A 20511-nucleotide genomic window follows, 5' to 3' on the forward strand; every position below is an offset into this window, starting at 1 on the left:
AACAAAGTTGTTACTCAGCCTGCCTTAGTGCAGGCTGTTTAGTTTATTGTTATTACTTTAATGAGCGATAAACCGCAGCGATTTTTTCATCAGAAGTGACAGGGATTGTAAAGTCATCGACATTGCTGCTGCCCATATGGGCCTGATTTGCATACTGAAGCATCTGGCTTGGCCGGGTGCTTTTCCCTGACAGATGTATTTCCTTTACTCCGCTTATTCGAACAATTTCGGTAACATTGTCTGCCGTGATACCGGCACCAGCCATAATACTGAGATTGGAGCCACAGTAGTTGACCATCTCTGCTAGCATTTCAGCACCATCCAGGGCATTGGCCTGCAAACCAGAGGTAAGTACTCGCTCGCAACCTGTGCTCATGATGCTATCAAGGGCGGTCATCGGGTCAATGCACTGGTCAATAGCACGGTGGAAGGTTACTCCCAGCCCGCCGGCTTCCTTTATCAAACTGCGCAGACAGTCTTCGTCTACCAGGCTGTGGGCATCGAGCACACCGACGACTACGCCTTGTAAGCCAGCCTGTTTGGCGGCATGAGTGTCTGCCAGCATGATTTCTATATCATCACTCGAAAATAAAAAATCCCCCTGGCGTGGCCGAATCATGGCATAGACGGGAATCGAGGCGTGCCTGGCTGCTTGTTTCATGAAACCGGTACTTGGAGTCAGGCCGCCGAGTGCAAGAGACGAGCAGAGCTCGATACGTGTTGCGCCGCCTTGCTGGGCGTAATGCAGCGATTCGATATTATCGATACAAACTTCTAGGTGTTGAATTTTCATGACGGTTAATCAGGGCTGTAGATGATGGAAGCAGTGTAGTGGATCTTTGCTTGCCGGAGGATTAATCAGATCAACAATATGAAGAGATAAGAGATAAGAGATAAGAGATAAGAGATAAGGGATAAGGGATAAGGGATAAGAGAAACAAAAAGGGCCCGGTGTGTCCGGGCCTCATTCTATTTTTGCCTATTGGCTGACTTTGGCTTTACGCTATTGCGTTTGTTGCCTAATTAACACCGTGAGCATGGTGTTAATGGGTAATTACTTACCTAGGTCTGCAGTGTGCTCAGATAGGTAGTCAGCAACACCTTTTGGTGATGCATCCATACCAGCTTTGCCTTCTTCCCACTGTGCCGGGCAAACTTCACCGTTCTTCTGGTGGAAGTTTAGTGCGTCAACCATGCGTAGCATTTCATCGATGTTACGTCCTAGTGGTAGGTCGTTAACTACCTGGTGACGTACAAGACCGTCTTCGTCGATTAGGAAAGAACCGCGGAAAGCAACGCCTGCTTCTGGGTGCTCTACATCGTACGCTTTGCAGATTTCGTGCTTAACGTCAGCGATTAGAGGGTACTTAACCTGACCGATGCCGCCGTCTTCAACAGCAGTGTTACGCCATGCATTGTGAGAGAACTGAGAATCGATAGAAACACCGATTACTTCAACGCCTTTTGCCTGGAAATCTTCGAAACGCTTGTCGAAAGCGATTAGCTCAGATGGGCAAACGAAAGTGAAGTCTAGTGGGTAGAAGAAAACTACCGCTTTTTTACCTTTAGTAAACTCTGCAAAGTTGAAGTTCTCAACGATTTCGCCGTTACCTAGAACAGCTGCAGCAGTAAAATCTGGTGCTTGACGACCTACTAGTACCATTATGGTGCTCCTGAAATATTCGGTTGTTGCCGACCTTCTTGGTTGGCTCCGTGTTTGGACGAGACAAACTATAACGAAACTGTTAGATTGGAAAAAGCGGAATAAATAGATTGATGTAATCGAAAAATGCGATGAATAAATTTCCTTCTCTCAAGCAGCTACATTATTTAGTAACTTTATTTGAAACCCGTCATTTTGGTGAAGCTGCCAAGAAGTGCTTTGTCAGTCAGTCGACATTAAGCTCGGGGGTTCAGAACCTCGAGGAACTCATTGGTTGCCAGCTTATCGAGCGTGATAACAAGTCTCTGGTGTTTACCTCTATGGGTGAAGACGTAGTGATCCGAAGCCGGGAACTGCTTGCCCGCAGTCAGGACTTGATGGAACTGTCAAATTGTACCGGTGACGGTATGGACGGTCAGCTGCGGGTCGGCTGTATTCCCACCATTGCTCCCTTCTTATTGTGTGACCTTGTCCAGGAAGTGAACCGCCTGCACCCAAGCCTTAACCTGTTATTGCGTGAAGATACGACCACCAACCTGCTGGCTGCCCTCCGCAATGGCGAGATGGACGTACTGATATTGGCACTGCCGGTTGAAATCAACGGAATGCACAGTCAGACAGTGGGGCGTGATGCCTTCAAGATGGTTATCAGCAAGAATCAGGCGGAGCAGGTCAATGTGCCGTTACGCTATGCGGACTTACCGGATGAGTCGGTCTTTTTGCTAGAGAAAGAGCACTGCCTGACTGAGCACGCAGTTTCTGCCTGTAAGCTGACCAGTAAGGAGAAGATAAATCCGTTTACAGCCACTAGCCTACATACCTTAGTTCAAATGGTTGCGAATGGATTGGGGACGACCTTCATTCCACAGATGGCCATCGATCATGGGATTTTGGATAATCAGAACCTGGTGATCATTGAACCGCCTGGCCAGGAGGCTTACCGAGAAATCGGCCTTGTCTGGCGTCCTACCTCGAGCCGCAGTCGTACCTTCCATCGACTTGCCGAGATTGTTGAGGGGCTTTTGTAGCCTTACCGACAATGTGCTGGCAGATTTTTCGTTCTGTCAGCACTTTATTCTAAATCCTGCACTTCAAGCGATATATTTAAATCCCATTTTTTCCTTTATAAACAAGGCGTTTTGTAGGTTTATTCTGTTTCGTTTTGCGAATAAATGAAATTGATTGATTACGCAACTATTCCACCAATGTATAAAAATGGTTTCACACTGTTGAATAACTGGTTGTTATTTAATCGATAGTAGCCCGTGTTTAGCTCATTGCCATGTTTGAAACGCCTTTTTACACAGAGGTTTGAATTGGCTTGTTTTGTAATTTAATTACGTAACTGGTTACATTTTGCCGCCAATTTGTCTTTCCTGCTAAAAACCGAGTATTTCCCTGAAAATTGTTTTAATTCAGTGTTTTGAGTTATTGCTCTATTTTGATTAAGCTGTTGATTTTAAAGAGGTAGATGGTCAATGTTCTTTAGCCTCGTAAACGGGGTTATTTGCAATTGCCAATTTGTTGCGGCAACGTAAATAAAGCGTTAAGACAACGGGTGTCAGAATAACCCTGATACTGACTGCTGATAAAAGTGGTGATTAAGTTACAGCTGCAAGGGAGCGAAAAATGACGGATACACAAACGCCACCTAACCATGAAGTAAAGCTATCTCTGCAAACGCTATTAACTGAGCAGCAGAAAGAGATTTTAAGTGAAGATGCCTTTCAGTTCGTGGAGCGATTGGTGCAGCGCTTTGCGTCACGTATCCCGGAGCTGATGGCTGCCCGAGAGCGTCGTCAGCTGGCTATAGATGCCGGCGGCTTACCGGACTTTCTCGAAGATACCGCTGATATTCGCGCTGGGAATTGGACCATCCGTAATATCCCGGACGATCTCCAGGATCGCCGGGTTGAAATTACCGGGCCGGTTGATCGCAAGATGGTGATCAATGCTCTTAATGCCAACGTCAAAGTGTTCATGGCTGACTTTGAAGACTCGTTTGCACCGGCCTGGGATGAAGTATTGGAAGGCCAGCGAAACCTGCGCGATGCCGTCAACGGCACGATTGCCTATACCAATTCGGAAACAGGGAAGGAGTATCAGCTCGGTGATGATCCGGCTGTTTTGATTTGCCGGGTCCGGGGCCTTCATCTGCCGGAGAAGCACCTGTTGTGGCAGGGCGAGCCAATTCCCGGATCTTTATTTGATTTTGCCTTGTACTTTTACCATAACTACAAGCAGTTATTGGCAAAAGGCAGCGGCCCTTACTTTTATCTTCCCAAGCTGCAGGCCTACCAGGAGGCAGCGTGGTGGAGCGATGTATTTAGCTTTACCGAAGATGAGTTTGGTTTGCCGCGAGGGACGATAAAAGCCACGGTGCTGATAGAAACGCTGCCGGCGGTATTTGAGATGGATGAGATCCTATACAGCCTGAAAGATCATATTGTCGGTCTGAACTGCGGGCGCTGGGACTATATCTTTAGCTACATCAAAACACTGCGAAACCACCCGGATCGGATTTTGCCGGACCGCCAGGTGGTGACGATGGAGAAACCGTTTCTGAACGCATATTCCCGGTTGCTGGTCCGTACCTGTCACCGCCGAGGCGCGTTTGCAATGGGAGGAATGGCCGCCTTTATCCCGTCGAAAGATCCGGAGCGCAATGAATGGGTGCTCAACAAGATCCAAACCGACAAGGCACTGGAAGCCAACAACGGCCATGATGGCACCTGGGTTGCCCATCCTGGCCTGGCAGATACGGCCCGTGCCATTTTCGATGACACATTGGGCATAAGGCAAAACCAGCTGGATGTCAGTCGCGAAGACGACGCGCCGATTACTGCTGAGGAATTATTGGCACCGTGTGACGGGGACCGGACCGATGAGGGCATGCGCCATAACATTCGAGTCGCGGTGCAATACATTGAAGCCTGGATTTCCGGCAACGGCTGCGTGCCAATTTATGGTCTGATGGAAGATGCTGCCACGGCAGAAATCTCCCGGGCGTCGATTTGGCAGTGGATCAAGCACGGTAAGGCATTGAGCAATGGGGAAGTGGTTACCAAGTCCTTATTTGAGCAGATGCTAAGCGAAGAAATGGTCGTGCTCGAACAGGAGTTGGGCACTGACATGTTCAATCAGGGGCAATACCAGGAAGCGGCGATGTTGATGTCGCAGTTAACGACCAGTGACGAGCTCGTGAACTTCCTGACCCTGCCCGGTTATGAGTATCTGAAGTAGCAGAATGACAGTAAAAAACGGGCAACTGCTTGTTGTGTTGTTGGCAGTGCCTGAACAAGCCTGAGAAAAGAAGTCTACCGATAACGAAAACGTTAAACGGATTATCGCCAAATGAAACGAGGGACATCATTATGACATTGACTCGCCAGCAACAAATTGAAGCTATTGAAAAAGATTGGGCTGAGAATCCACGTTGGAAAAACGTAAAGCGTACCTATACAGCCGAAGAGGTGATTAACCTGCGTGGTTCTTTTGCACCGGCCAACACAATCGCTCAGCGCGGCGCTGACAAGCTTTGGGATCTGGTCAATGGTTCGGCGAAGAAAGGATATGTAAATTGCCTGGGGGCGCTGACCGGTGGTCAGGCGGTCCAGCAGGCGAAAGCCGGTATAGAGGCCATTTATCTGTCAGGGTGGCAGGTTGCTGCCGATAACAACACGGCTTCGACCATGTACCCTGATCAGTCATTGTATCCGGTTGACTCGGTGCCGGCAGTGGTGAAACGCATCAACAATTCCTTCCGCCGTGCTGACCAGATCCAGTGGTCGAACGGTGGTAGCCCGGAAGACGGTATTGATTACTTCCTGCCGATTGTTGCCGATGCCGAGGCCGGTTTTGGTGGCGTTCTCAATGCCTACGAGCTGATGCGCAATATGATTGATGCTGGTGCCGCAGGGGTGCACTTCGAAGACCAGCTGGCATCGGTGAAGAAATGTGGTCATATGGGCGGCAAGGTACTGGTCCCTACCCAGGAGGCGGTACAGAAACTCGTGGCAGCCCGCTTGGCGGCGGATGTGGCAGGCACGACCACGCTGGTCATTGCCCGAACTGATGCCAATGCGGCTGACTTGCTGACCTCTGACTGCGACCCGTATGACAAGGACTTTATTGAAGGCGAGCGTACCGCTGAAGGTTTTTACCGGGTTCGCGCCGGTATTGACCAGGCGATTGCCCGTGGCCTGGCCTATGCTCCGTATGCAGATTTGATCTGGTGTGAAACGGCAACGCCTTGTCTCGAAGAGGCGCGCAAGTTCGCCGAAGCGATTCATGAGCAATACCCGGATCAGTTGCTTGCCTACAACTGTTCGCCATCGTTTAACTGGGAGAAAAACCTGGACGCTGAAACTATCGCCAAGTTCCAGCAGGAACTGGCTGATATGGGTTACAAGTACCAGTTTATTACGCTGGCAGGCATCCATAACATGTGGTTCAACATGTTCGAGCTGGCTCACGACTATGCCCAGGGTGAAGGCATGCGTCACTACGTCGAGAAAGTACAGCGTCCTGAGTTCGAGGCGGCTGAGAAGGGCTACACCTTCGTTGCTCACCAGCAGGAGGTCGGCACCGGTTATTTCGATAAGATGACCAATACCATTCAGGGAGGTCAGTCTTCCGTGACGGCTCTGACAGGCTCGACAGAGGAAGATCAGTTTTAAATTCGTTTTATCCTAGCAACTCGTTGTTATTTTGGGGTTATCCGTAGCTATTGCTGCAGAGATTGATGTGACACATAACAATAGAAAGACCTCTTCTTATGTTATGACCTCGGGAGCGCTTTGGCGCTCCTTTTTTTTATCTGCTGGGGGCTATTGCTGAGAACGGTAAGTGTGTGTCGCCCGGATCACTTGCGGGTAAATGGCATGGAATTGCTGCTCAAGGCTGTTGTAATGCCTGTCTATCAGCACTGGGCAATTCGCTAACTGGTGTAGTTTGGGGCGCCGGAGAGCCATTCGTTCCAGCGCTGTGGTGATCGTGTCTTGCTCCCGGTACTGCAGCAACCATTGTTGCTGCCACATACGCGACATGGTCAGTCGATAGCTGTCGGGCAGGTTATCCTGATACTGTTCAACCTGTTGCCGGGCCTGTGAGACGAAATCCGGTAGCGCAAGGGGATGATAGAGCGGCCAGTGTTTGGCCAGAAAGTGATCCCAGGCAATATCGAGGGCAATACCGCTAACGCGCCTGGTATCTTTAGTGAAGAGCTGCCGGCATTGCAGCACTTCAGGCATGGCGTCGATATAACTGTCAACAAAACGGTGGAGCTTGATGCCGTCAGCTACCGCCAGGGGATACTGGTGATAGGGATCGCCGCGGACAAAATCAGCCAATAAATTGCCCGCCATATGGCTGCAGCAGCGATCGGCAAGGTGGAGATGCGCAAGAAAATTCATACCATCCTAATAGAAATTGGCGTCACCTTGTTCTGTCGGTTCCACTTCTTCCTGTATCTCAAGCAAATTAATTGCAATAGCAACAAAATCAGAATCCGTGATGATCCCGACCAGTTTATTTTGGTGCAAAACCGGTAAACAGCCAATTTTATGTTTTTGCATATAGATTGCGGCTTCTTTTAGCCCGGCATGCGGTTCAACATTGCTTAGATCTCTGTGCATACATTGCTCGAGAGGAATATCAAGCGCAGAGATAAAGCTTGATTGATGAATTTGCTCAAGGCTCGATTCCTGAGCAGAAAGAATATCACGCTGGCTGACAAGACCTATCAGGTGGTTGTCTTTGTCCGTAACGGGGACGTGATGAATTCCTTTCTCTTCCATGAGTTTTTTTGCATCGGCCAACGTATGGGCAGAGGTTAGGGTATGCGGGTGCGGTGTCATCATATCTGCGACAGTAAACATATAAGCCTCCGTAGCGACTAGTTATTCATCCATTTATCGTCAACTTACCGGTTTCACTTAGCTTGCTCTTTGAATGTAGCTAATCCCTGCCTGACTACCTATGACGCTAGTCAAATATTTCACAAGTTATAGCGATGTTTCATATATGTGTTTCTCGGGTTAAACGCCAAATTGTGTCATATAATCATTAAACAACATTCCACATAGGTATTAATTGATGCGTATGCTATTGATAAGATTGTTGTTATGTTGGACTGTAATGCTGCCTTTTCAGGCGGTCGGCATTGAAGCCGAAGACAATGAAAATAAGGTGACAGCCAAAATTATCGGCGGAATTGAGTCTGCTGATAATGAAATTCCCTGGCAGGCATATTTGAACCTGACGTTTCCTAACGGGGAGGGAGGCGAGAGCACCTTTGTTTGTGGCGGTGTGGTGATCAGTGCTGATTTAGTGCTGACTGCAGCTCACTGCCTTCGAAATGGTTCGTCAGTCGCTACCCCTGAAAATATTAAGGTATGGGGTGGGATTGTCAGTGTTTTTTCCGCGAGCAACTCGAATGCGACCTCGGTGACAGGGTTCGTTATTCACCCTTCCTATAACTCTTCCCGTTTTACTAATGATATTGCGCTACTTAAACTGGCCAGCCCGCTGCCCAGCACGGCAATCCCGATTCAGGTGGCAGATAGAACGACTCAGGACAGGGCTGATACGGCTTTTGATAACGGCTGGGTCGCCAACAATGTACGGGAAGCGAACTTGCTTGTCTCCGGTTGGGGAACAACTGATCCGCAGGATTCAAACTCCGGTGCGACACGGCTTAGGCAGACGCTGTTATCCGGTGTTCCCGATATAACCTGCGACGCTCAATGGGGTGCCAACATGAACACCAGTGATTACCCCATCTTTCTTTGTGCGGGCTCTACATCACCGGATTTGGCTCGAGACAGCTGTTTCGGTGATTCGGGCGGGCCTTTGGTATGGCAGGACCCGCAATCAGCCAGTGACAGTGACTTTGGCTTACGCCTTGTCGGGCTTGTCAGCTTCGGTAATGGTTGTGCCGGTCCGGTACCTGGCGTTTATACCGAGGTAGCCGATTATATCAGCTGGATTGAAGGTGAGGCCGGAATATCGGTACGCAGCCTGACGATGCCGGTGTTTGAGGTCAACCCGTTTGCCAGTGACTTTACAGGGGCTGGGTCCGATATTGAGGTGCCTGCTCCAGCCGACAGTGGCGGCGGCGGGGGCGGTGTGGGTTGGACCGTATTGTGGTTCTTGCTGCTTGTCGGGTATTTACGACGGCTCAGCACGGCTTAGGCGCGAAGCGTACGATTGCGTTCTTGAACGTGGTCATCTTTGCTTGATATTGCAGTCGGGCAGCCTATACTAGCTGCCTGCTGTAATTTAGGGCCTGAATGATGCAAGTATCTGATTTCCACTTTGACCTTCCTGACGAGCTAATTGCTCGCTATCCACAACCTGAGCGTACTGCCAGCCGTTTGCTTCAGCTGACCGGTGATACCGGTGAGGTGCAGCACAAAGGCTTTAAAGATGTGCTGGATTTGGTTCAGCCTGGTGATTTACTGGTATTTAACAATACCCGGGTGATCCCGGCCCGACTGTTTGGCCGTAAGGCATCAGGTGGCAAATTGGAAGTCCTCGTCGAACGCATGCTGGATGACAAGCGTATTTTGGCTCATGTGCGTGCATCCAAGTCGCCGAAGCCGGGTACCGAGCTGCTGCTGGGTGAGAATGATGATTACCAGGCTGAAATGGTGGCACGCCATGATGCGCTGTTTGAAATTCGTTTTGACAGTGACAAGACGGTGCTGGAAATTCTCGAAGAGGTTGGCCACATGCCGTTGCCACCTTATATCGACCGCCCGGATGAGGATGCAGACAAAGAGCGCTACCAGACGGTCTATAATGCCAAACCTGGCGCGGTAGCCGCGCCGACTGCCGGACTGCACTTTGACGATGAAATTCTTGAGGCCATAAAGGCCAAAGGGGCAAACTTTGCGTTTGTTACCCTGCATGTCGGTGCGGGCACCTTCCAACCGGTACGGGTGGATAATATTAATGACCACCACATGCATGCTGAATATGTCGAGGTACCCGAAGAGGTTGTTGCGGCGATCAACGAAACCAAGGCTAACGGTGGCCGTGTCGTCGCTATCGGCACAACGTCTGTTCGCTCGCTGGAAAGTGCGGCACAGGATGCAGTAAAGAACGGTACTGAGCTGAAACCGTTTTTCGGTGATACTGATATTTTCATTTTCCCTGGTTATGAATTCCAGCTGGTGGATGTACTTGTTACCAATTTCCACCTGCCGGAATCGACGCTGATCATGCTGGTCAGTGCCTTTGCCGGTTACGAGCACACGATGAATGCCTACCTGCAGGCTGTTGAAAATAAATACCGTTTCTTTAGTTACGGTGACTCGATGTTTATCACTCGTAAGAACAAATAACTGAACTTAATTGGTTAAGTCAGTGTCTCTTAAGGCTGCTTTTGTTAAAATCGCAGCCTTTGTCGGCTTTATAGCACAGACAAGATGTCGCGGCAGATCCGGATGTGATTTGTCATGACACTATTTTTTCTTCCGCTAGGCTTTATGGCGTGGCGAGAAATGCAAAAGAGGCGCATTAGGCAAATGGCCCATTGTGCTTGAATCCCACTATGGGAATTGATGTCAGATTGTTTCTCTGGCTTTTGGAGGCTTTGTGAAATTTGAATTAGATAAAACTCAGGGGCGTGCTCGTCGCGGTCGCCTGCAGTTTGAACGCGGTACTGTTGAAACACCAGCATTTATGCCTGTCGGCACGTACGGCACGGTAAAAGGTATGACACCGGAGGAAGTTCAGGATACCGGTGCTCAGATTATTCTGGGTAATACTTTCCACCTTTGGCTGCGTCCGGGTCAGGAAGTAATGAAAATGCATGGTGATCTGCATGACTTCATGCAGTGGCAGGGCCCGATCCTGACTGATTCAGGCGGCTTCCAGGTATTCAGCCTTGGCGATATCCGTAAAATTACCGAGGAAGGTGTTCACTTCCGTAACCCGGTGAACGGCGACAAGATTTTCATGGATGCCGAGAAGTCGATGGAAATCCAGAAAGATCTGGGCTCCGACATCGTGATGATCTTCGATGAGTGTACGCCGTACCCGGCAACACACGACGAAGCGAAGAAGTCGATGGAGATGTCTCTGCGCTGGGCACAGCGTAGCCGCAACCATTTTGACAAACTTGGTAACAAAAATGCGCTATTCGGTATCGTACAGGGTAGTGTATATGAAGACTTGCGTGATGTTTCTGTTGAAGGCCTGACTAACATCGGTTTTGATGGTTATGCCGTAGGCGGCCTGGCTGTTGGTGAGCCAAAAGAAGATATGCACCGTGTGCTTGAGCATACGTGTCCTCAGCTACCGGAAGACAAGCCTCGCTATCTGATGGGAGTTGGCAAGCCGGAAGACCTGGTCGAGGGTGTTCGTCGCGGTATCGATATGTTCGATTGCGTGATGCCGACCCGAAATGCCCGTAATGGTCACCTATTTGTAACCGGTGGTGTGATCAAGATCCGCAATGCGAAACATAAAACAGATACAACCCCTCTCGATCCGCACTGTGACTGTTACACTTGTCGCAACTATTCGAAGGCGTATCTGTATCACCTGGATAAGTGTAATGAAATTCTGGGTGCGCGCCTTAACACAATCCACAACTTACGTTACTACCAGCGTTTGATGGCAAGTATCCGTAAGGCGATTGAAGAAGATCGTTTCGATGCCTTTGTAGAAGAGTTCTACGCGCGTCGAGACCGTGAAGTTCCACCGTTGAAAAACGCTTAACAATAAACGAGGACGTTAATAAATGAGTCTTTTCATTTCTCAGGCACATGCCGCGGCTGAAGGTGCACCACAGGGCGGCGGTATGCAGCTATTCATTATGCTGGGTCTGTTCGCAGTTATTTTTTACTTCATGATTTACCGTCCGCAGGCGAAGCGCGTTAAGGAGCATAAGAACCTGATGTCTTCCATGGGCAAAGGTGACGAAGTGCTAACCAATGGTGGTCTGGTGGGTAAAATCACTAAGGTCTCCGACGAGAACGACTACATTGTTATTGCGCTGAATGACACAACTGAAGTAACAATCAAAAAAGATTTCGTTTCTGCAGTTCTGCCAAAAGGCACAATGAAATCTCTGTAATTTTTTGCTCTGAAGGATCACAGCAGTGTTAAACCGTTATCCCTTGTGGAAGAACCTGATGGTGGTGTTTACACTGCTCATCGGGCTGCTATATGCACTTCCCAATGTTTACGGTGAAGATCCGGCAATTCAAATCTCCGGGGCGCGTGGCGCCTCGGCAGATATGTCAACGCTGGATGCAGTCACCGAAGATTTAAATCAAAATCAACTCTCTTACAAATCTGTCGCTTTCGAAAACGGTACTGTACTTGTCCGCTTTAACGATACTGATACTCAGATCAGTGCCCGCGATATTCTCAATGAACAGCTTGGTGATGACTTCGTCGTCGCACTAAACCTTGCAGCATCGACTCCTGACTGGCTTGAATCCATCGGCGCCACCCCAATGAAACTGGGTCTGGACTTGCGCGGCGGTGTGCATTTCCTGATGGAAGTCGATATGGATGCAGCAATGGACAAGTTGCTGGGTCAGCAGGAAGAAACCTTCCGTACTGAGCTTCGCGAAGCGAAAATTCGTTACCGTGCTATCAGTAAGACCGATACCTCGGTTGAAGTTCGCCTGCGTAATGCAGAGCAGCTGGCTCAGGCTAAAATCGAGCTGTCCAAGCTTCATCCGGATATGTTGTTCACCGATAGCGACAGCAATGGCCGTTTTGTGCTTTCGGCTCAGTTTACTGAGGCGCGCCTTCAGGAAATTCGCAACTACGCCGTTGACCAGAACATCACTATTCTACGTAACCGTGTGAACGAGCTGGGTGTTGCCGAGCCACTGGTACAGCGTCAGGGTGCAAACCGCATCGTTGTCGAGCTACCGGGTGTTCAGGATACTGCGCGCGCGAAAGAAATTTTGGGTGCGACAGCAACACTGGAATTCCGCGAAGTGGATAGTACTGCAGATGTGGCTGCTGCTGTATCTGGCCGTGTACCGGCTGGCAGCGAGGTGAAATACACCCGTGACCAACGTCCGGCTGTGCTGAAAAAACGTGTGATTCTATCCGGTTCTCATATTACTGACGCAAGCTCAAGTGCTGATGAATATGGCCGTCCTCAGGTTAACATCTCGCTCGATAGCGAAGGTGGCAGCAAGATGACAGCTTTCTCGCGTAATAATGTGGGCAAGCTGATGGCGACCGTGTTTACCGAGTACAAAGACAGCGGCGATCGCGATGCCAACGGCAAAGTGATTCTTGAGAAACACGAAGAAGTGATCAACCAGGCGACCATTCAGACGGCACTGGGTCGTAACTTCCGTATTACCGGTATTGACTCTCAGTCCGAAGCGCATAACCTGGCATTGCTACTGCGTGCCGGAGCCTTGATTGCGCCGATTTCGATTGTCGAAGAGCGCACTATCGGTCCGTCAATGGGTCAGCAGAATATCGATATGGGTATTCAGGCAATGATCTGGGGTATGGTTGCCGTTATGCTGTTTACGCTGGTGTACTACCGTCGTTTCGGTCTGTTTGCCAATATGGCCCTGCTGATGAACCTGGTGATGATTATCGGTGTCATGTCGATGATCCCGGGGGCAACCATGACCTTGCCGGGTATTGCCGGTATTGTTCTGACCGTCGGTATGGCTGTCGATGCCAACGTACTGATTTTTGAGCGTATCCGTGAAGAGCTTCGTGAGGGCCGCAGTCCTCAGCATGCCATTCAACAAGGTTATGCCAATGCACTGAGTACGATTGCCGATGCCAACATTACCACCCTGATCACTGCAATCATTCTGTTTGCCGTGGGCACAGGTGCAATTAAAGGCTTCGCGGTGACCCTGTCTATCGGTATCCTGACGTCGATGTTTACGGCGATCGTCGGAACCCGTGCGATGGTCAACCTTGTTTACGGCGGTAAGCGCGTCGATAAACTGTCGATCTAAGGAGACGCTGACATGTTTCAAATAATGAAAGCGGATAAAGTGATCGACTTTATGCGCTGGTCGAAAGGCACTTTTGTCCTGTCGATTCTTATGATTGTTGCGGCAATCGCGACGGTTACCACTCAGAAACTGAACTGGGGCCTCGACTTTACCGGCGGTACACTGATCGAAGTGGGTTTTGAACAGCCTGCTGATCTGGTCAAAATCCGAGATTCACTGGAAAGTGCCGGTTTTGGTGATGCGATTGTGCAGAACTTCGGTACGGCACGTGATGTGATGGTCCGCCTGCAGCCGCGTGAAGATGCAAAGGGTGAGAAGCTGGGTAACCAGATTATCGATGCCCTGAAAGTCGGCACTGGCCAAAACGTTGAAATGCGCCGCATTGAGTTTGTTGGCCCGAACGTCGGTGACGAGTTGGCCGAAGCCGGTGGTCTGGCGATTCTTGTTTCGCTGATCTGTATTCTGCTGTATGTCTCGATGCGGTTTGAGTGGCGTCTGGCAGCAGGTGCGGTAATGGCACTGGCACACGACGTTATCATCACCATTGGTATCTTCTCTTTCACCCAGATTGAAATCGATCTGACGATTGTTGCGGCCTTGCTGACGGTTGTCGGTTACTCGCTCAACGATACCATTGTTGTATTTGACCGTATCCGTGAGAACTTCCGTAAGATGCGTAAGGGCGGGCCAATCGAGGTGATGAACAGCTCGGTTACCCAGACGCTGAGCCGTACCCTGATCACCTCGGCAACAACGCTATTCGTGGTTATTGCCCTGTTCCTGAAAGGCGGTAGCATGATCCACGGCTTTGCCGCGGCGTTGCTGATCGGTATCACTGTCGGTACGTATTCCTCTATCTACGTTGCTTCGGCGCTGGCGCTTAAACTGGGTATTACCCGTGAGCACCTGATGCCACCGCAGGTAGACAAAGAAGGTGAAGAGTTTGACGCGATGCCGTAAGGTATTGTGTGAAACACACTGAATGGAAAACGGAGCCGCAAGGCTCCGTTTTTGTATCTGCGGCTCAGTCTTTGCAAATCCTTATTTGGCCTGCCACTCGCTGACCGGACGTTGCTTGCCACCGTTCATTGGATTCCCTTGCTCTAGCAACTGGTTGAGCTTTGTATTGTGGGAGAGATCCAGGGCGGTCAGGGCGTTGTTTCTGACATTGAGTTCAGTCAACGCAGGATTGTTCGATAAGTCCAATGTTTGCAGCTCGTTGTCAGCAACAAGCAGCGCACGTAGCTTGGGAAGCTGGGAAACAGTCAATGTGTCGAGTTCATTGTCATTCAGGAACAGCTTTTCCAGGCGCTCGGACTGAGGGAGTATGAGGTTATCAATGTCATTATCGCTTAGCCGTATTTCACGCAGGGCATGGTTTTCTGAAAGATCCAGGGCGTTGAGCTGGTTATCGCTGAGGTCGAGGTAGCGTAGCTCGGGATTATCAGACAGATCCAGAGAATTGATCTGGTTGTCATCGAGTGACAGTTTACGAAGGTTTTCGAAGTACTTCACCTCGGCAGCCGAGCGGATGTTAAGGTCTTCACAATTCAGCTCGGTGATATCGTCAGGGTAGCTCTCGCCAGTTTCCAGTACGCAGGCACGGAAGTTTTGGTCGGCGAAGGGAATTGCTTCGAGCGTGTCATAGTGTTGTTCACAGCCAGTTAGCAGCAAGGGTAGCGAACAGGCCAATAGGCTGCTGATTAGCAGGGGGCGTGCGTTGAGTGCGGGCATCAATATCACCTAATAGAATACAGTTTTCTAAATAGGTGCAGAGTATCATAAAGAGTTCGTTATACTGTATATCTAACTGTATAAAATGAAAGCACTTAGTTCCAGATAAAGAAAAAGCCCCGTCAGCGTCGCTGGCGGGGCTTGTTTTTGGTCAGTAACCAAAAATTACTTAGTCAGTGCATCGCTGCCATGTTCACGGATCTTAGCAAGCATTGGCTTCACTACGCGAGCGTTACCAGCAACGATGTTGCCAGACGTCAGGTAGTTAGTATTACCGGTAAAGTCAGTACAGATAGCACCTGCTTCACGTGCGATTAGTTCACCTGCTGCCAGTTCCCAAGGTTTCTGGCCTAGCTTGAATACACCGTCAACGCGGCCAGCTGCCAGGTAGCAAAGATCCAGTGCTGTTGAACCACACTGGCGCATGTCGTCACATTCGATGAACAATGCGTTTTGGATCTTCATGTAGCTTTCGGCGTGTTGCTTGGCTGCAAAAGGAAGGCCTGTTGCCAGTGTTGTTCCGCTCAGATCTCGTGGCTGGGAAGCACGAACGCGTTGGCTGTTAAGCTGAGCGCCAGAGCCGCGAGTTGCGGTGAATAGTTCGTTACGAGCTGGGTCGTAAACAGCAGCAACTTCTGTACGACCACGCATGCGTAGTGCTACAGAGATTGCGAAGTGAGGTAAACCGCGAACGAAGTTTTTGGTGCCATCCACTGGGTCGATGATCCACTGACACTCTTTGTCTTTACCTTCTTTGTTACCAGTCTCTGCACCGATGATGCAGTGATCAGGGTAAGACTTAAGGATAGTATCGATGATGATAGCTTCTGCTTCTTGATCGATATTGGTAACAACATCATTACCTTTATTGGCAACTTCAATTGACTGAGGTTTTTCTAGAGATTTAATGACATGGTCACCAGCCTTTCGCGCAGCGCGAATGGCGATATTAAGCATCGGATGCATAGGATCTTCCCAACGGATGTTAAAGAACTAAAAAGCGGCGGCGAGTATATCAGAGCTAGGGCAAAAAGGAAGTGGTTATTTTTTGCCCGGAACGGTTTTTCCTTTCTGCGTTAGCACTAAAAGGAATAAAATACCGGTCATAGATATAATGTTTTTACATGTTTTCTCCATTTTTGGAGAGGGTGTGTTAAAATCCTCCCGCTTTAAGAATTCGTCGGATATAGCTTTTTCATGTTAGATAAAATCAGTGTTGTTTTAGTGGGTACCTCTCATCCGGGTAATATCGGTTCGGCTGCCCGAGCGATGAAAGTGATGGGCCTGACCAATTTGGTGTTGGTCGATCCTGCTTGTGAAATCGACGAAAAATCGTATGCGCTGGCTGCCGGTGCAGCTGATATTGTCGAAAATGCGAAAATTGTCCCGACCCTGGATGAAGCGATTGCTGATTGCGGCCTGGTTGTCGGTTCGAGCGCACGTTCTCGTACCCTGGAGTGGCCGCAGCTCGACCCGCGTGAATGTGGGATCAAGTCGATTGCCGAGGCCGGCAGCCACAATGTCGCTATTTTGTTCGGTCGTGAACGGACGGGGCTGACCAATGAAGAGCTGCAAAAATGTCATTGTCATGTCTATATTCCGGCTAACCCGGACTACAGTTCGCTGAATCTGGCGATGGCCGTGCAGACGGTTAGCTACGAGATCCGTATGGCGTACCTCGAGCAGCAAAAATACGATGGTGATAGCAAGGTAGAAGAATATCCACGAGCCAAAGAACTGGAAATGTTCTATGAGCACCTTGAAAAAGTCACTACGCAGACCCAGTTTATTAATAAGAAACATCCGGGAATGGTGATGGCGAAGCTGCGCCGACTATTTACCCGTGCTCGCCCTGAGCAGCAGGAGTTGAATATCCTGCGAGGTATCTTATCCTCAGTCGAAAAATCGCTAGAAAGTCGCGGCAAATAGACGTATAAACCTTATGGTTAAAAGCTTGACTAAAACAGTCAGGTAAATACTTGACCGTTTTAGTCAGGTATGCGACACTCCTCCCATACATATAAGTGGGTAGCGGTGTGTTATGAGATTGACATCAAAAGGAAGATACGCAGTAACAGCCATGCTAGATGTGGCTCTGCATTCTCAAGATGGTCCTGTTCCTCTGGCTGATATTTCAGAGCGTCAGGGAATTTCACTGTCTTATTTGGAACAGCTTTTCTCTCGCCTGCGCAAGGCTGGCCTGGTTGCCAGTGTTCGTGGTCCCGGTGGCGGTTACCGCTTGGGTGAAGATGCGGACAGCATTGCAGTAGGTATGGTCATTGCAGCTGTTGATGAATCGGTTGATGCCACCAAGTGCCACGGAAAAGGGGATTGTCAGGGCGGTGTACGCTGCTTGACACATACTCTATGGCACGACCTGAGCTCCCGGATCAGCGGTTTTTTGAACAACATCACTCTTGGCGAGTTGATGAAAGACAATGATGTACAGGAAATCTCTGATCGCCAGGATCATGGTCGACATAAAGCATCATTTGTAAATAATAATACACACGACAGCGCCACTATAGGTGTCGATGTTCGCTCCTAGAGACTAGACGTCCGTGTTTTCGGAGAAGAAGATGAAACTGCCAATATATTTTGATTATTCCGCTACTTGCCCAGTAGATCCCCGTGTTGCCGAGAAGATGATGCAATGCCTGACTATGGATGGTAACTTCGGTAACCCGGCTTCTCGTTCTCACCGTTACGGTTGGCAGGCAGAGGAAGCAGTCGATACGGCACGTGAAAATATTGCTGATTTGCTCAATGCAGATCCGCGTGAAATCGTCTTTACCTCAGGTGCTACTGAATCTGACAACCTGGCTATTAAGGGTGCTGCGCACTTCTATGGTAAGAAAGGTAAACACGTTATTACCTGCAAGACAGAGCACAAAGCCGTTCTGGATCCATGCCGTCAGCTTGAGCGTGAAGGCTATGAAGTCACCTACCTCGAGCCTGAATCAAACGGCCTGATTGATCTGGCAAAGCTACGTGATGCAATGCGTGAAGACACGGTATTGGTATCTATCATGCATGTAAATAACGAAATTGGTGTTATTCAGGACATCGCGGCTATCGGCGAGATGTGCCGTGAGAAGAAAGTTATCTTCCACGTGGATGCCGCCCAGTCTGCTGGCAAACTGCCAATCGACGTTCAGGAAATGAAAGTCGACCTGATTTCACTGTCTGCGCACAAAATTTACGGCCCTAAGGGTATCGGTGCACTGTATGTGCGTCGTAAGCCACGTATCCGCCTAGAGGCACAAATGCACGGTGGCGGTCATGAGCGTGGCTTCCGCTCAGGTACTCTTGCGACCCACCAAATCGTGGGTATGGGCGAAGCCTTCCGTATTGCCAAAGAAGATATGGACAAAGATTACCAGCACGCGATCGCGCTGCGTAACCGTCTGCTTGACGGTGTCAAAGACATCGAAGCAATGACCATCAATGGTGATATGGAACAACGCCTGCCTAACAACCTGAATATCAGCTTTGCTTTCGTTGAAGGTGAATCCCTGCTGATGGCACTGAAAGATCTTGCGGTGTCCTCTGGTTCGGCGTGTACGTCTGCCAGCCTGGAACCTTCGTATGTACTGCGTGCGCTGGGTCTGGACGATGAACTGGCACACAGCTCAATTCGTTTCTCTTTCGGTCGCTTCACGACGGAAGAAGAAGTAGACTATGCAGTTTCGCAAATCCGCGGTGCGGTTGAGAAATTGCGTGAAATGTCTCCGTTGTGGGATATGTATAAAGAAGGCATTGACCTGAACACAGTCGAGTGGGCACACCACTAATCTTGCGGTCATAACGTATTCGAGGAGATATATCATGGCATATAGCGAAAAAGTCATCGATCATTACGAGAACCCGCGTAACGTGGGCTCATTTGACAAAAACGACAAGAGCATCGGTAGCGGCATGGTGGGTGCACCAGCGTGTGGCGATGTGATGAAACTTCAGATCAAAGTGACTGAAGAAGGCATTATCGAAGATGCGAAGTTTAAAACATACGGTTGTGGTTCGGCGATTGCGTCAAGCTCTCTGATCACCGAGTGGGTGAAAGGAAAGAGCCTGGACGAGGCGGCTTCAATCAAAAACTCGGCGATCGCAGAAGAGCTTGAGCTGCCACCGGTAAAAGTTCACTGCTCGATTCTTGCTGAAGATGCAATCAAAGCCGCAGTTAGCGATTACAAGAAGAAACACGAAGAAAATTAATCTCCTGAGGGTTGTTGTATGGCCATTACTATTACTGAAGCGGCGGCAAGTCGCGTAGCTACTTTCCTAGAGAACCGAGGCAAAGGCATTGGCCTGCGCTTAGGTGTCCGTACTTCAGGGTGTTCAGGAATGGCTTATGTCCTTGAGTTCGTTGATGAACTGAATGAAGAGGATACGGTATTCGAAGAGAAAGGCGTTAAAATCATTATTGATGCCAAGAGCCTTGTTTATCTCGACGGAACCGAGCTGGATTTTGCCAAAGAAGGGCTAAATGAAGGCTTCCAGTTCAACAACCCGAACGTTTCAAGCGAGTGCGGTTGTGGTGAGAGCTTCAACGTCTAATCGCTGTTTCAACTGAGCCTGATAGCTAGCTGTTTAGTTATCAGGTTCGGTCTCTATAGATATCAGACGCTATATGAATCATTTCGAATTATTTGGGCTACCTTTCCAGTTTGAACTGGATGGTAGCCTTCTTTCAACTCAGTTCCGGGAACTGCAACGTCGTTTCCACCCTGACAATTTCGCAGTCGCCTCTGAGCGAGACCGTTTAATGGCGGTCCAGAAAGCTGCGCAAATTAACGATGCCTTTCAAACGCTGAAAAGTCCTATTGCTCGTGCAGAATATATGCTCTCTGAGAAGCATGTGGATATTCGCGGCGAGAACAAGACATTGCAAGACCCAGAATTTTTGATGCAGCAGATGGAACTGCGTGAAGCTCTTGAAGAAATCCCTGATGCCACTGATCCTGAGTCGGCGCTGTTTGACTTTGAGCAGCAGGCGTCGGCGATGTACAAGTCGCAGTTGGCGGATCTAGAGCAATTATTAAATAATGAAAGCTGGGAACAAGCAGCGGATGCCGTGCGCAAGCTGAAGTTTATTGATAAGCTGCGTAACGAAGTTGAGCGCCTTGAAGAAACGTTGTTCGACTGATC

General features: G+C 49.4%; 21 protein-coding genes. 15 read left to right on the forward strand and 6 right to left on the reverse strand.

Annotated elements, in window-relative coordinates:
* Positions 1–52 precede the first annotated feature (52 nt).
* Together EIZ48_RS18145 and EIZ48_RS18150 are read right to left on the reverse strand one after the other, a co-directional pair.
* Entirely contained in the window at positions 53–793 is a 741-nt protein-coding gene (locus EIZ48_RS18145) for a copper homeostasis protein CutC (RefSeq protein WP_160654361.1), read from the reverse strand.
* 261 nt (positions 794–1054) lie between these two features.
* On the reverse strand, positions 1055–1663 hold the full coding sequence (locus tag EIZ48_RS18150; protein ID WP_160654364.1) for a peroxiredoxin C: 609 nt from the start codon (positions 1661–1663) through the stop codon (positions 1055–1057).
* A 131-nt stretch (positions 1664–1794) separates the two neighbouring features.
* On the opposite strand from EIZ48_RS18150, the gene EIZ48_RS18155 reads away from it, so the two are divergent.
* The 3 genes from EIZ48_RS18155 to aceA all read left to right on the forward strand — a co-directional run bounded on the left by EIZ48_RS18155 (position 1795) and on the right by aceA (position 6342).
* The gene (locus EIZ48_RS18155) at positions 1795–2691 is read left to right on the forward strand and encodes a hydrogen peroxide-inducible genes activator (RefSeq protein WP_075763626.1); all 897 of its coding nucleotides are present in this window, start codon (positions 1795–1797) and stop codon (positions 2689–2691) included.
* Positions 2692–3292: 601 nt separating this feature from the next.
* Positions 3293–4906 (forward strand): malate synthase A, encoded by a 1614-nt coding sequence (aceB, locus tag EIZ48_RS18160; protein ID WP_160654367.1) that lies wholly within the window; start codon positions 3293–3295, stop codon positions 4904–4906.
* 131 nt (positions 4907–5037) lie between these two features.
* Positions 5038–6342, forward strand: coding sequence for an isocitrate lyase (gene aceA, locus EIZ48_RS18165; RefSeq protein WP_075763628.1), 1305 nt, complete (start codon positions 5038–5040; stop codon positions 6340–6342).
* A 150-nt stretch (positions 6343–6492) separates the two neighbouring features.
* Here aceA and EIZ48_RS18170 read toward each other — a convergent pair whose 3' ends face one another.
* Both EIZ48_RS18170 and EIZ48_RS18175 read right to left on the reverse strand, forming a co-directional pair.
* A complete protein-coding gene (locus EIZ48_RS18170; RefSeq protein ID WP_160654369.1) occupies positions 6493–7077 on the reverse strand; it encodes an acyl carrier protein phosphodiesterase in 585 nt (194 codons plus the stop codon).
* 6 nt (positions 7078–7083) lie between these two features.
* On the reverse strand, positions 7084–7542 hold the full coding sequence (locus EIZ48_RS18175) for a CBS domain-containing protein (protein ID WP_160654373.1): 459 nt from the start codon (positions 7540–7542) through the stop codon (positions 7084–7086).
* Between the two features lie 259 nt (positions 7543–7801).
* On the opposite strand from EIZ48_RS18175, the gene EIZ48_RS18180 reads away from it, so the two are divergent.
* The 6 genes from EIZ48_RS18180 to secF all read left to right on the forward strand — a co-directional run bounded on the left by EIZ48_RS18180 (position 7802) and on the right by secF (position 14589).
* Entirely contained in the window at positions 7802–8857 is a 1056-nt protein-coding gene (locus EIZ48_RS18180; protein WP_160654376.1) for a S1 family serine peptidase, read from the forward strand.
* Between the two features lie 101 nt (positions 8858–8958).
* Positions 8959–10011: a tRNA preQ1(34) S-adenosylmethionine ribosyltransferase-isomerase QueA gene (queA, locus tag EIZ48_RS18185; RefSeq protein WP_160654552.1), complete on the forward strand. Its 1053-nt coding sequence runs from the start codon at positions 8959–8961 to the stop codon at positions 10009–10011.
* 253 nt (positions 10012–10264) lie between these two features.
* Positions 10265–11392 (forward strand): tRNA guanosine(34) transglycosylase Tgt, encoded by a 1128-nt coding sequence (gene tgt, locus EIZ48_RS18190; RefSeq protein ID WP_075763633.1) that lies wholly within the window; start codon positions 10265–10267, stop codon positions 11390–11392.
* A 22-nt stretch (positions 11393–11414) separates the two neighbouring features.
* Positions 11415–11750 (forward strand): preprotein translocase subunit YajC, encoded by a 336-nt coding sequence (yajC, locus tag EIZ48_RS18195; protein ID WP_075763634.1) that lies wholly within the window; start codon positions 11415–11417, stop codon positions 11748–11750.
* Positions 11751–11775: 25 nt separating this feature from the next.
* Entirely contained in the window at positions 11776–13629 is a 1854-nt protein-coding gene (gene secD / locus EIZ48_RS18200) for a protein translocase subunit SecD (protein ID WP_160654379.1), read from the forward strand.
* A 12-nt stretch (positions 13630–13641) separates the two neighbouring features.
* Entirely contained in the window at positions 13642–14589 is a 948-nt protein-coding gene (gene secF, locus EIZ48_RS18205; protein WP_160654381.1) for a protein translocase subunit SecF, read from the forward strand.
* 81 nt (positions 14590–14670) lie between these two features.
* Here the strand turns inward: secF and EIZ48_RS18210 are convergent, their stop codons facing one another.
* A complete protein-coding gene (locus EIZ48_RS18210) occupies positions 14671–15363 on the reverse strand; it encodes a leucine-rich repeat domain-containing protein (protein ID WP_160654384.1) in 693 nt (230 codons plus the stop codon).
* A gap of 165 nt (positions 15364–15528) precedes the next feature.
* Positions 15529–16329: an inositol-1-monophosphatase gene (gene suhB / locus EIZ48_RS18215; RefSeq protein ID WP_160654387.1), complete on the reverse strand. Its 801-nt coding sequence runs from the start codon at positions 16327–16329 to the stop codon at positions 15529–15531.
* A gap of 231 nt (positions 16330–16560) precedes the next feature.
* Between suhB and trmJ the strand changes: the two genes are divergently transcribed.
* The 6 genes from trmJ to hscB all read left to right on the forward strand — a co-directional run bounded on the left by trmJ (position 16561) and on the right by hscB (position 20509).
* Positions 16561–17292, forward strand: coding sequence for a tRNA (cytosine(32)/uridine(32)-2'-O)-methyltransferase TrmJ (gene trmJ, locus EIZ48_RS18220; protein ID WP_160654390.1), 732 nt, complete (start codon positions 16561–16563; stop codon positions 17290–17292).
* A 112-nt stretch (positions 17293–17404) separates the two neighbouring features.
* Positions 17405–17911, forward strand: coding sequence for a Fe-S cluster assembly transcriptional regulator IscR (gene iscR / locus EIZ48_RS18225; RefSeq protein ID WP_075763640.1), 507 nt, complete (start codon positions 17405–17407; stop codon positions 17909–17911).
* A gap of 31 nt (positions 17912–17942) precedes the next feature.
* Positions 17943–19157, forward strand: coding sequence for an IscS subfamily cysteine desulfurase (locus EIZ48_RS18230; RefSeq protein ID WP_160654393.1), 1215 nt, complete (start codon positions 17943–17945; stop codon positions 19155–19157).
* A gap of 34 nt (positions 19158–19191) precedes the next feature.
* Entirely contained in the window at positions 19192–19578 is a 387-nt protein-coding gene (gene iscU, locus EIZ48_RS18235) for a Fe-S cluster assembly scaffold IscU (RefSeq protein ID WP_075763642.1), read from the forward strand.
* Positions 19579–19596: 18 nt separating this feature from the next.
* Positions 19597–19920 (forward strand): iron-sulfur cluster assembly protein IscA, encoded by a 324-nt coding sequence (iscA, locus tag EIZ48_RS18240; protein ID WP_075763643.1) that lies wholly within the window; start codon positions 19597–19599, stop codon positions 19918–19920.
* A gap of 73 nt (positions 19921–19993) precedes the next feature.
* Positions 19994–20509 (forward strand): co-chaperone HscB, encoded by a 516-nt coding sequence (gene hscB, locus EIZ48_RS18245; RefSeq protein ID WP_075763644.1) that lies wholly within the window; start codon positions 19994–19996, stop codon positions 20507–20509.
* Positions 20510–20511: the final 2 nt, after the last annotated feature.

Origin of the sequence: Photobacterium alginatilyticum (genome assembly GCF_009910675.1) — a bacterium.
Classification (GTDB): Bacteria; Pseudomonadota; Gammaproteobacteria; order Enterobacterales; family Vibrionaceae; genus Photobacterium; species Photobacterium alginatilyticum.

Bases quoted from the DNA above. Each gene is read 5' to 3' on its own strand.
- EIZ48_RS18145 (WP_160654361.1), bottom strand. From the start codon at position 793: ATGAAAATTCAACACCTAGAAGTTTGTATCGATAATATCGAATCGCTG.
- EIZ48_RS18150 (WP_160654364.1), bottom strand. From the start codon at position 1,663: ATGGTACTAGTAGGTCGTCAAGCACCAGATTTTACTGCTGCAGCTGTT.
- EIZ48_RS18155 (WP_075763626.1), top strand. From the start codon at position 1,795: ATGAATAAATTTCCTTCTCTCAAGCAGCTACATTATTTAGTAACTTTA.
- aceB (WP_160654367.1), top strand. From the start codon at position 3,293: ATGACGGATACACAAACGCCACCTAACCATGAAGTAAAGCTATCTCTG.
- aceA (WP_075763628.1), top strand. From the start codon at position 5,038: ATGACATTGACTCGCCAGCAACAAATTGAAGCTATTGAAAAAGATTGG.
- EIZ48_RS18170 (WP_160654369.1), bottom strand. From the start codon at position 7,077: ATGAATTTTCTTGCGCATCTCCACCTTGCCGATCGCTGCTGCAGCCAT.
- EIZ48_RS18175 (WP_160654373.1), bottom strand. From the start codon at position 7,542: ATGTTTACTGTCGCAGATATGATGACACCGCACCCGCATACCCTAACC.
- EIZ48_RS18180 (WP_160654376.1), top strand. From the start codon at position 7,802: ATGCTGCCTTTTCAGGCGGTCGGCATTGAAGCCGAAGACAATGAAAAT.
- queA (WP_160654552.1), top strand. From the start codon at position 8,959: ATGCAAGTATCTGATTTCCACTTTGACCTTCCTGACGAGCTAATTGCT.
- yajC (WP_075763634.1), top strand. From the start codon at position 11,415: ATGAGTCTTTTCATTTCTCAGGCACATGCCGCGGCTGAAGGTGCACCA.
- secF (WP_160654381.1), top strand. From the start codon at position 13,642: ATGTTTCAAATAATGAAAGCGGATAAAGTGATCGACTTTATGCGCTGG.
- EIZ48_RS18210 (WP_160654384.1), bottom strand. From the start codon at position 15,363: ATGCCCGCACTCAACGCACGCCCCCTGCTAATCAGCAGCCTATTGGCC.
- suhB (WP_160654387.1), bottom strand. From the start codon at position 16,329: ATGCATCCGATGCTTAATATCGCCATTCGCGCTGCGCGAAAGGCTGGT.
- trmJ (WP_160654390.1), top strand. From the start codon at position 16,561: ATGTTAGATAAAATCAGTGTTGTTTTAGTGGGTACCTCTCATCCGGGT.
- iscR (WP_075763640.1), top strand. From the start codon at position 17,405: ATGAGATTGACATCAAAAGGAAGATACGCAGTAACAGCCATGCTAGAT.
- EIZ48_RS18230 (WP_160654393.1), top strand. From the start codon at position 17,943: ATGAAACTGCCAATATATTTTGATTATTCCGCTACTTGCCCAGTAGAT.
- iscU (WP_075763642.1), top strand. From the start codon at position 19,192: ATGGCATATAGCGAAAAAGTCATCGATCATTACGAGAACCCGCGTAAC.
- iscA (WP_075763643.1), top strand. From the start codon at position 19,597: ATGGCCATTACTATTACTGAAGCGGCGGCAAGTCGCGTAGCTACTTTC.
- hscB (WP_075763644.1), top strand. From the start codon at position 19,994: ATGAATCATTTCGAATTATTTGGGCTACCTTTCCAGTTTGAACTGGAT.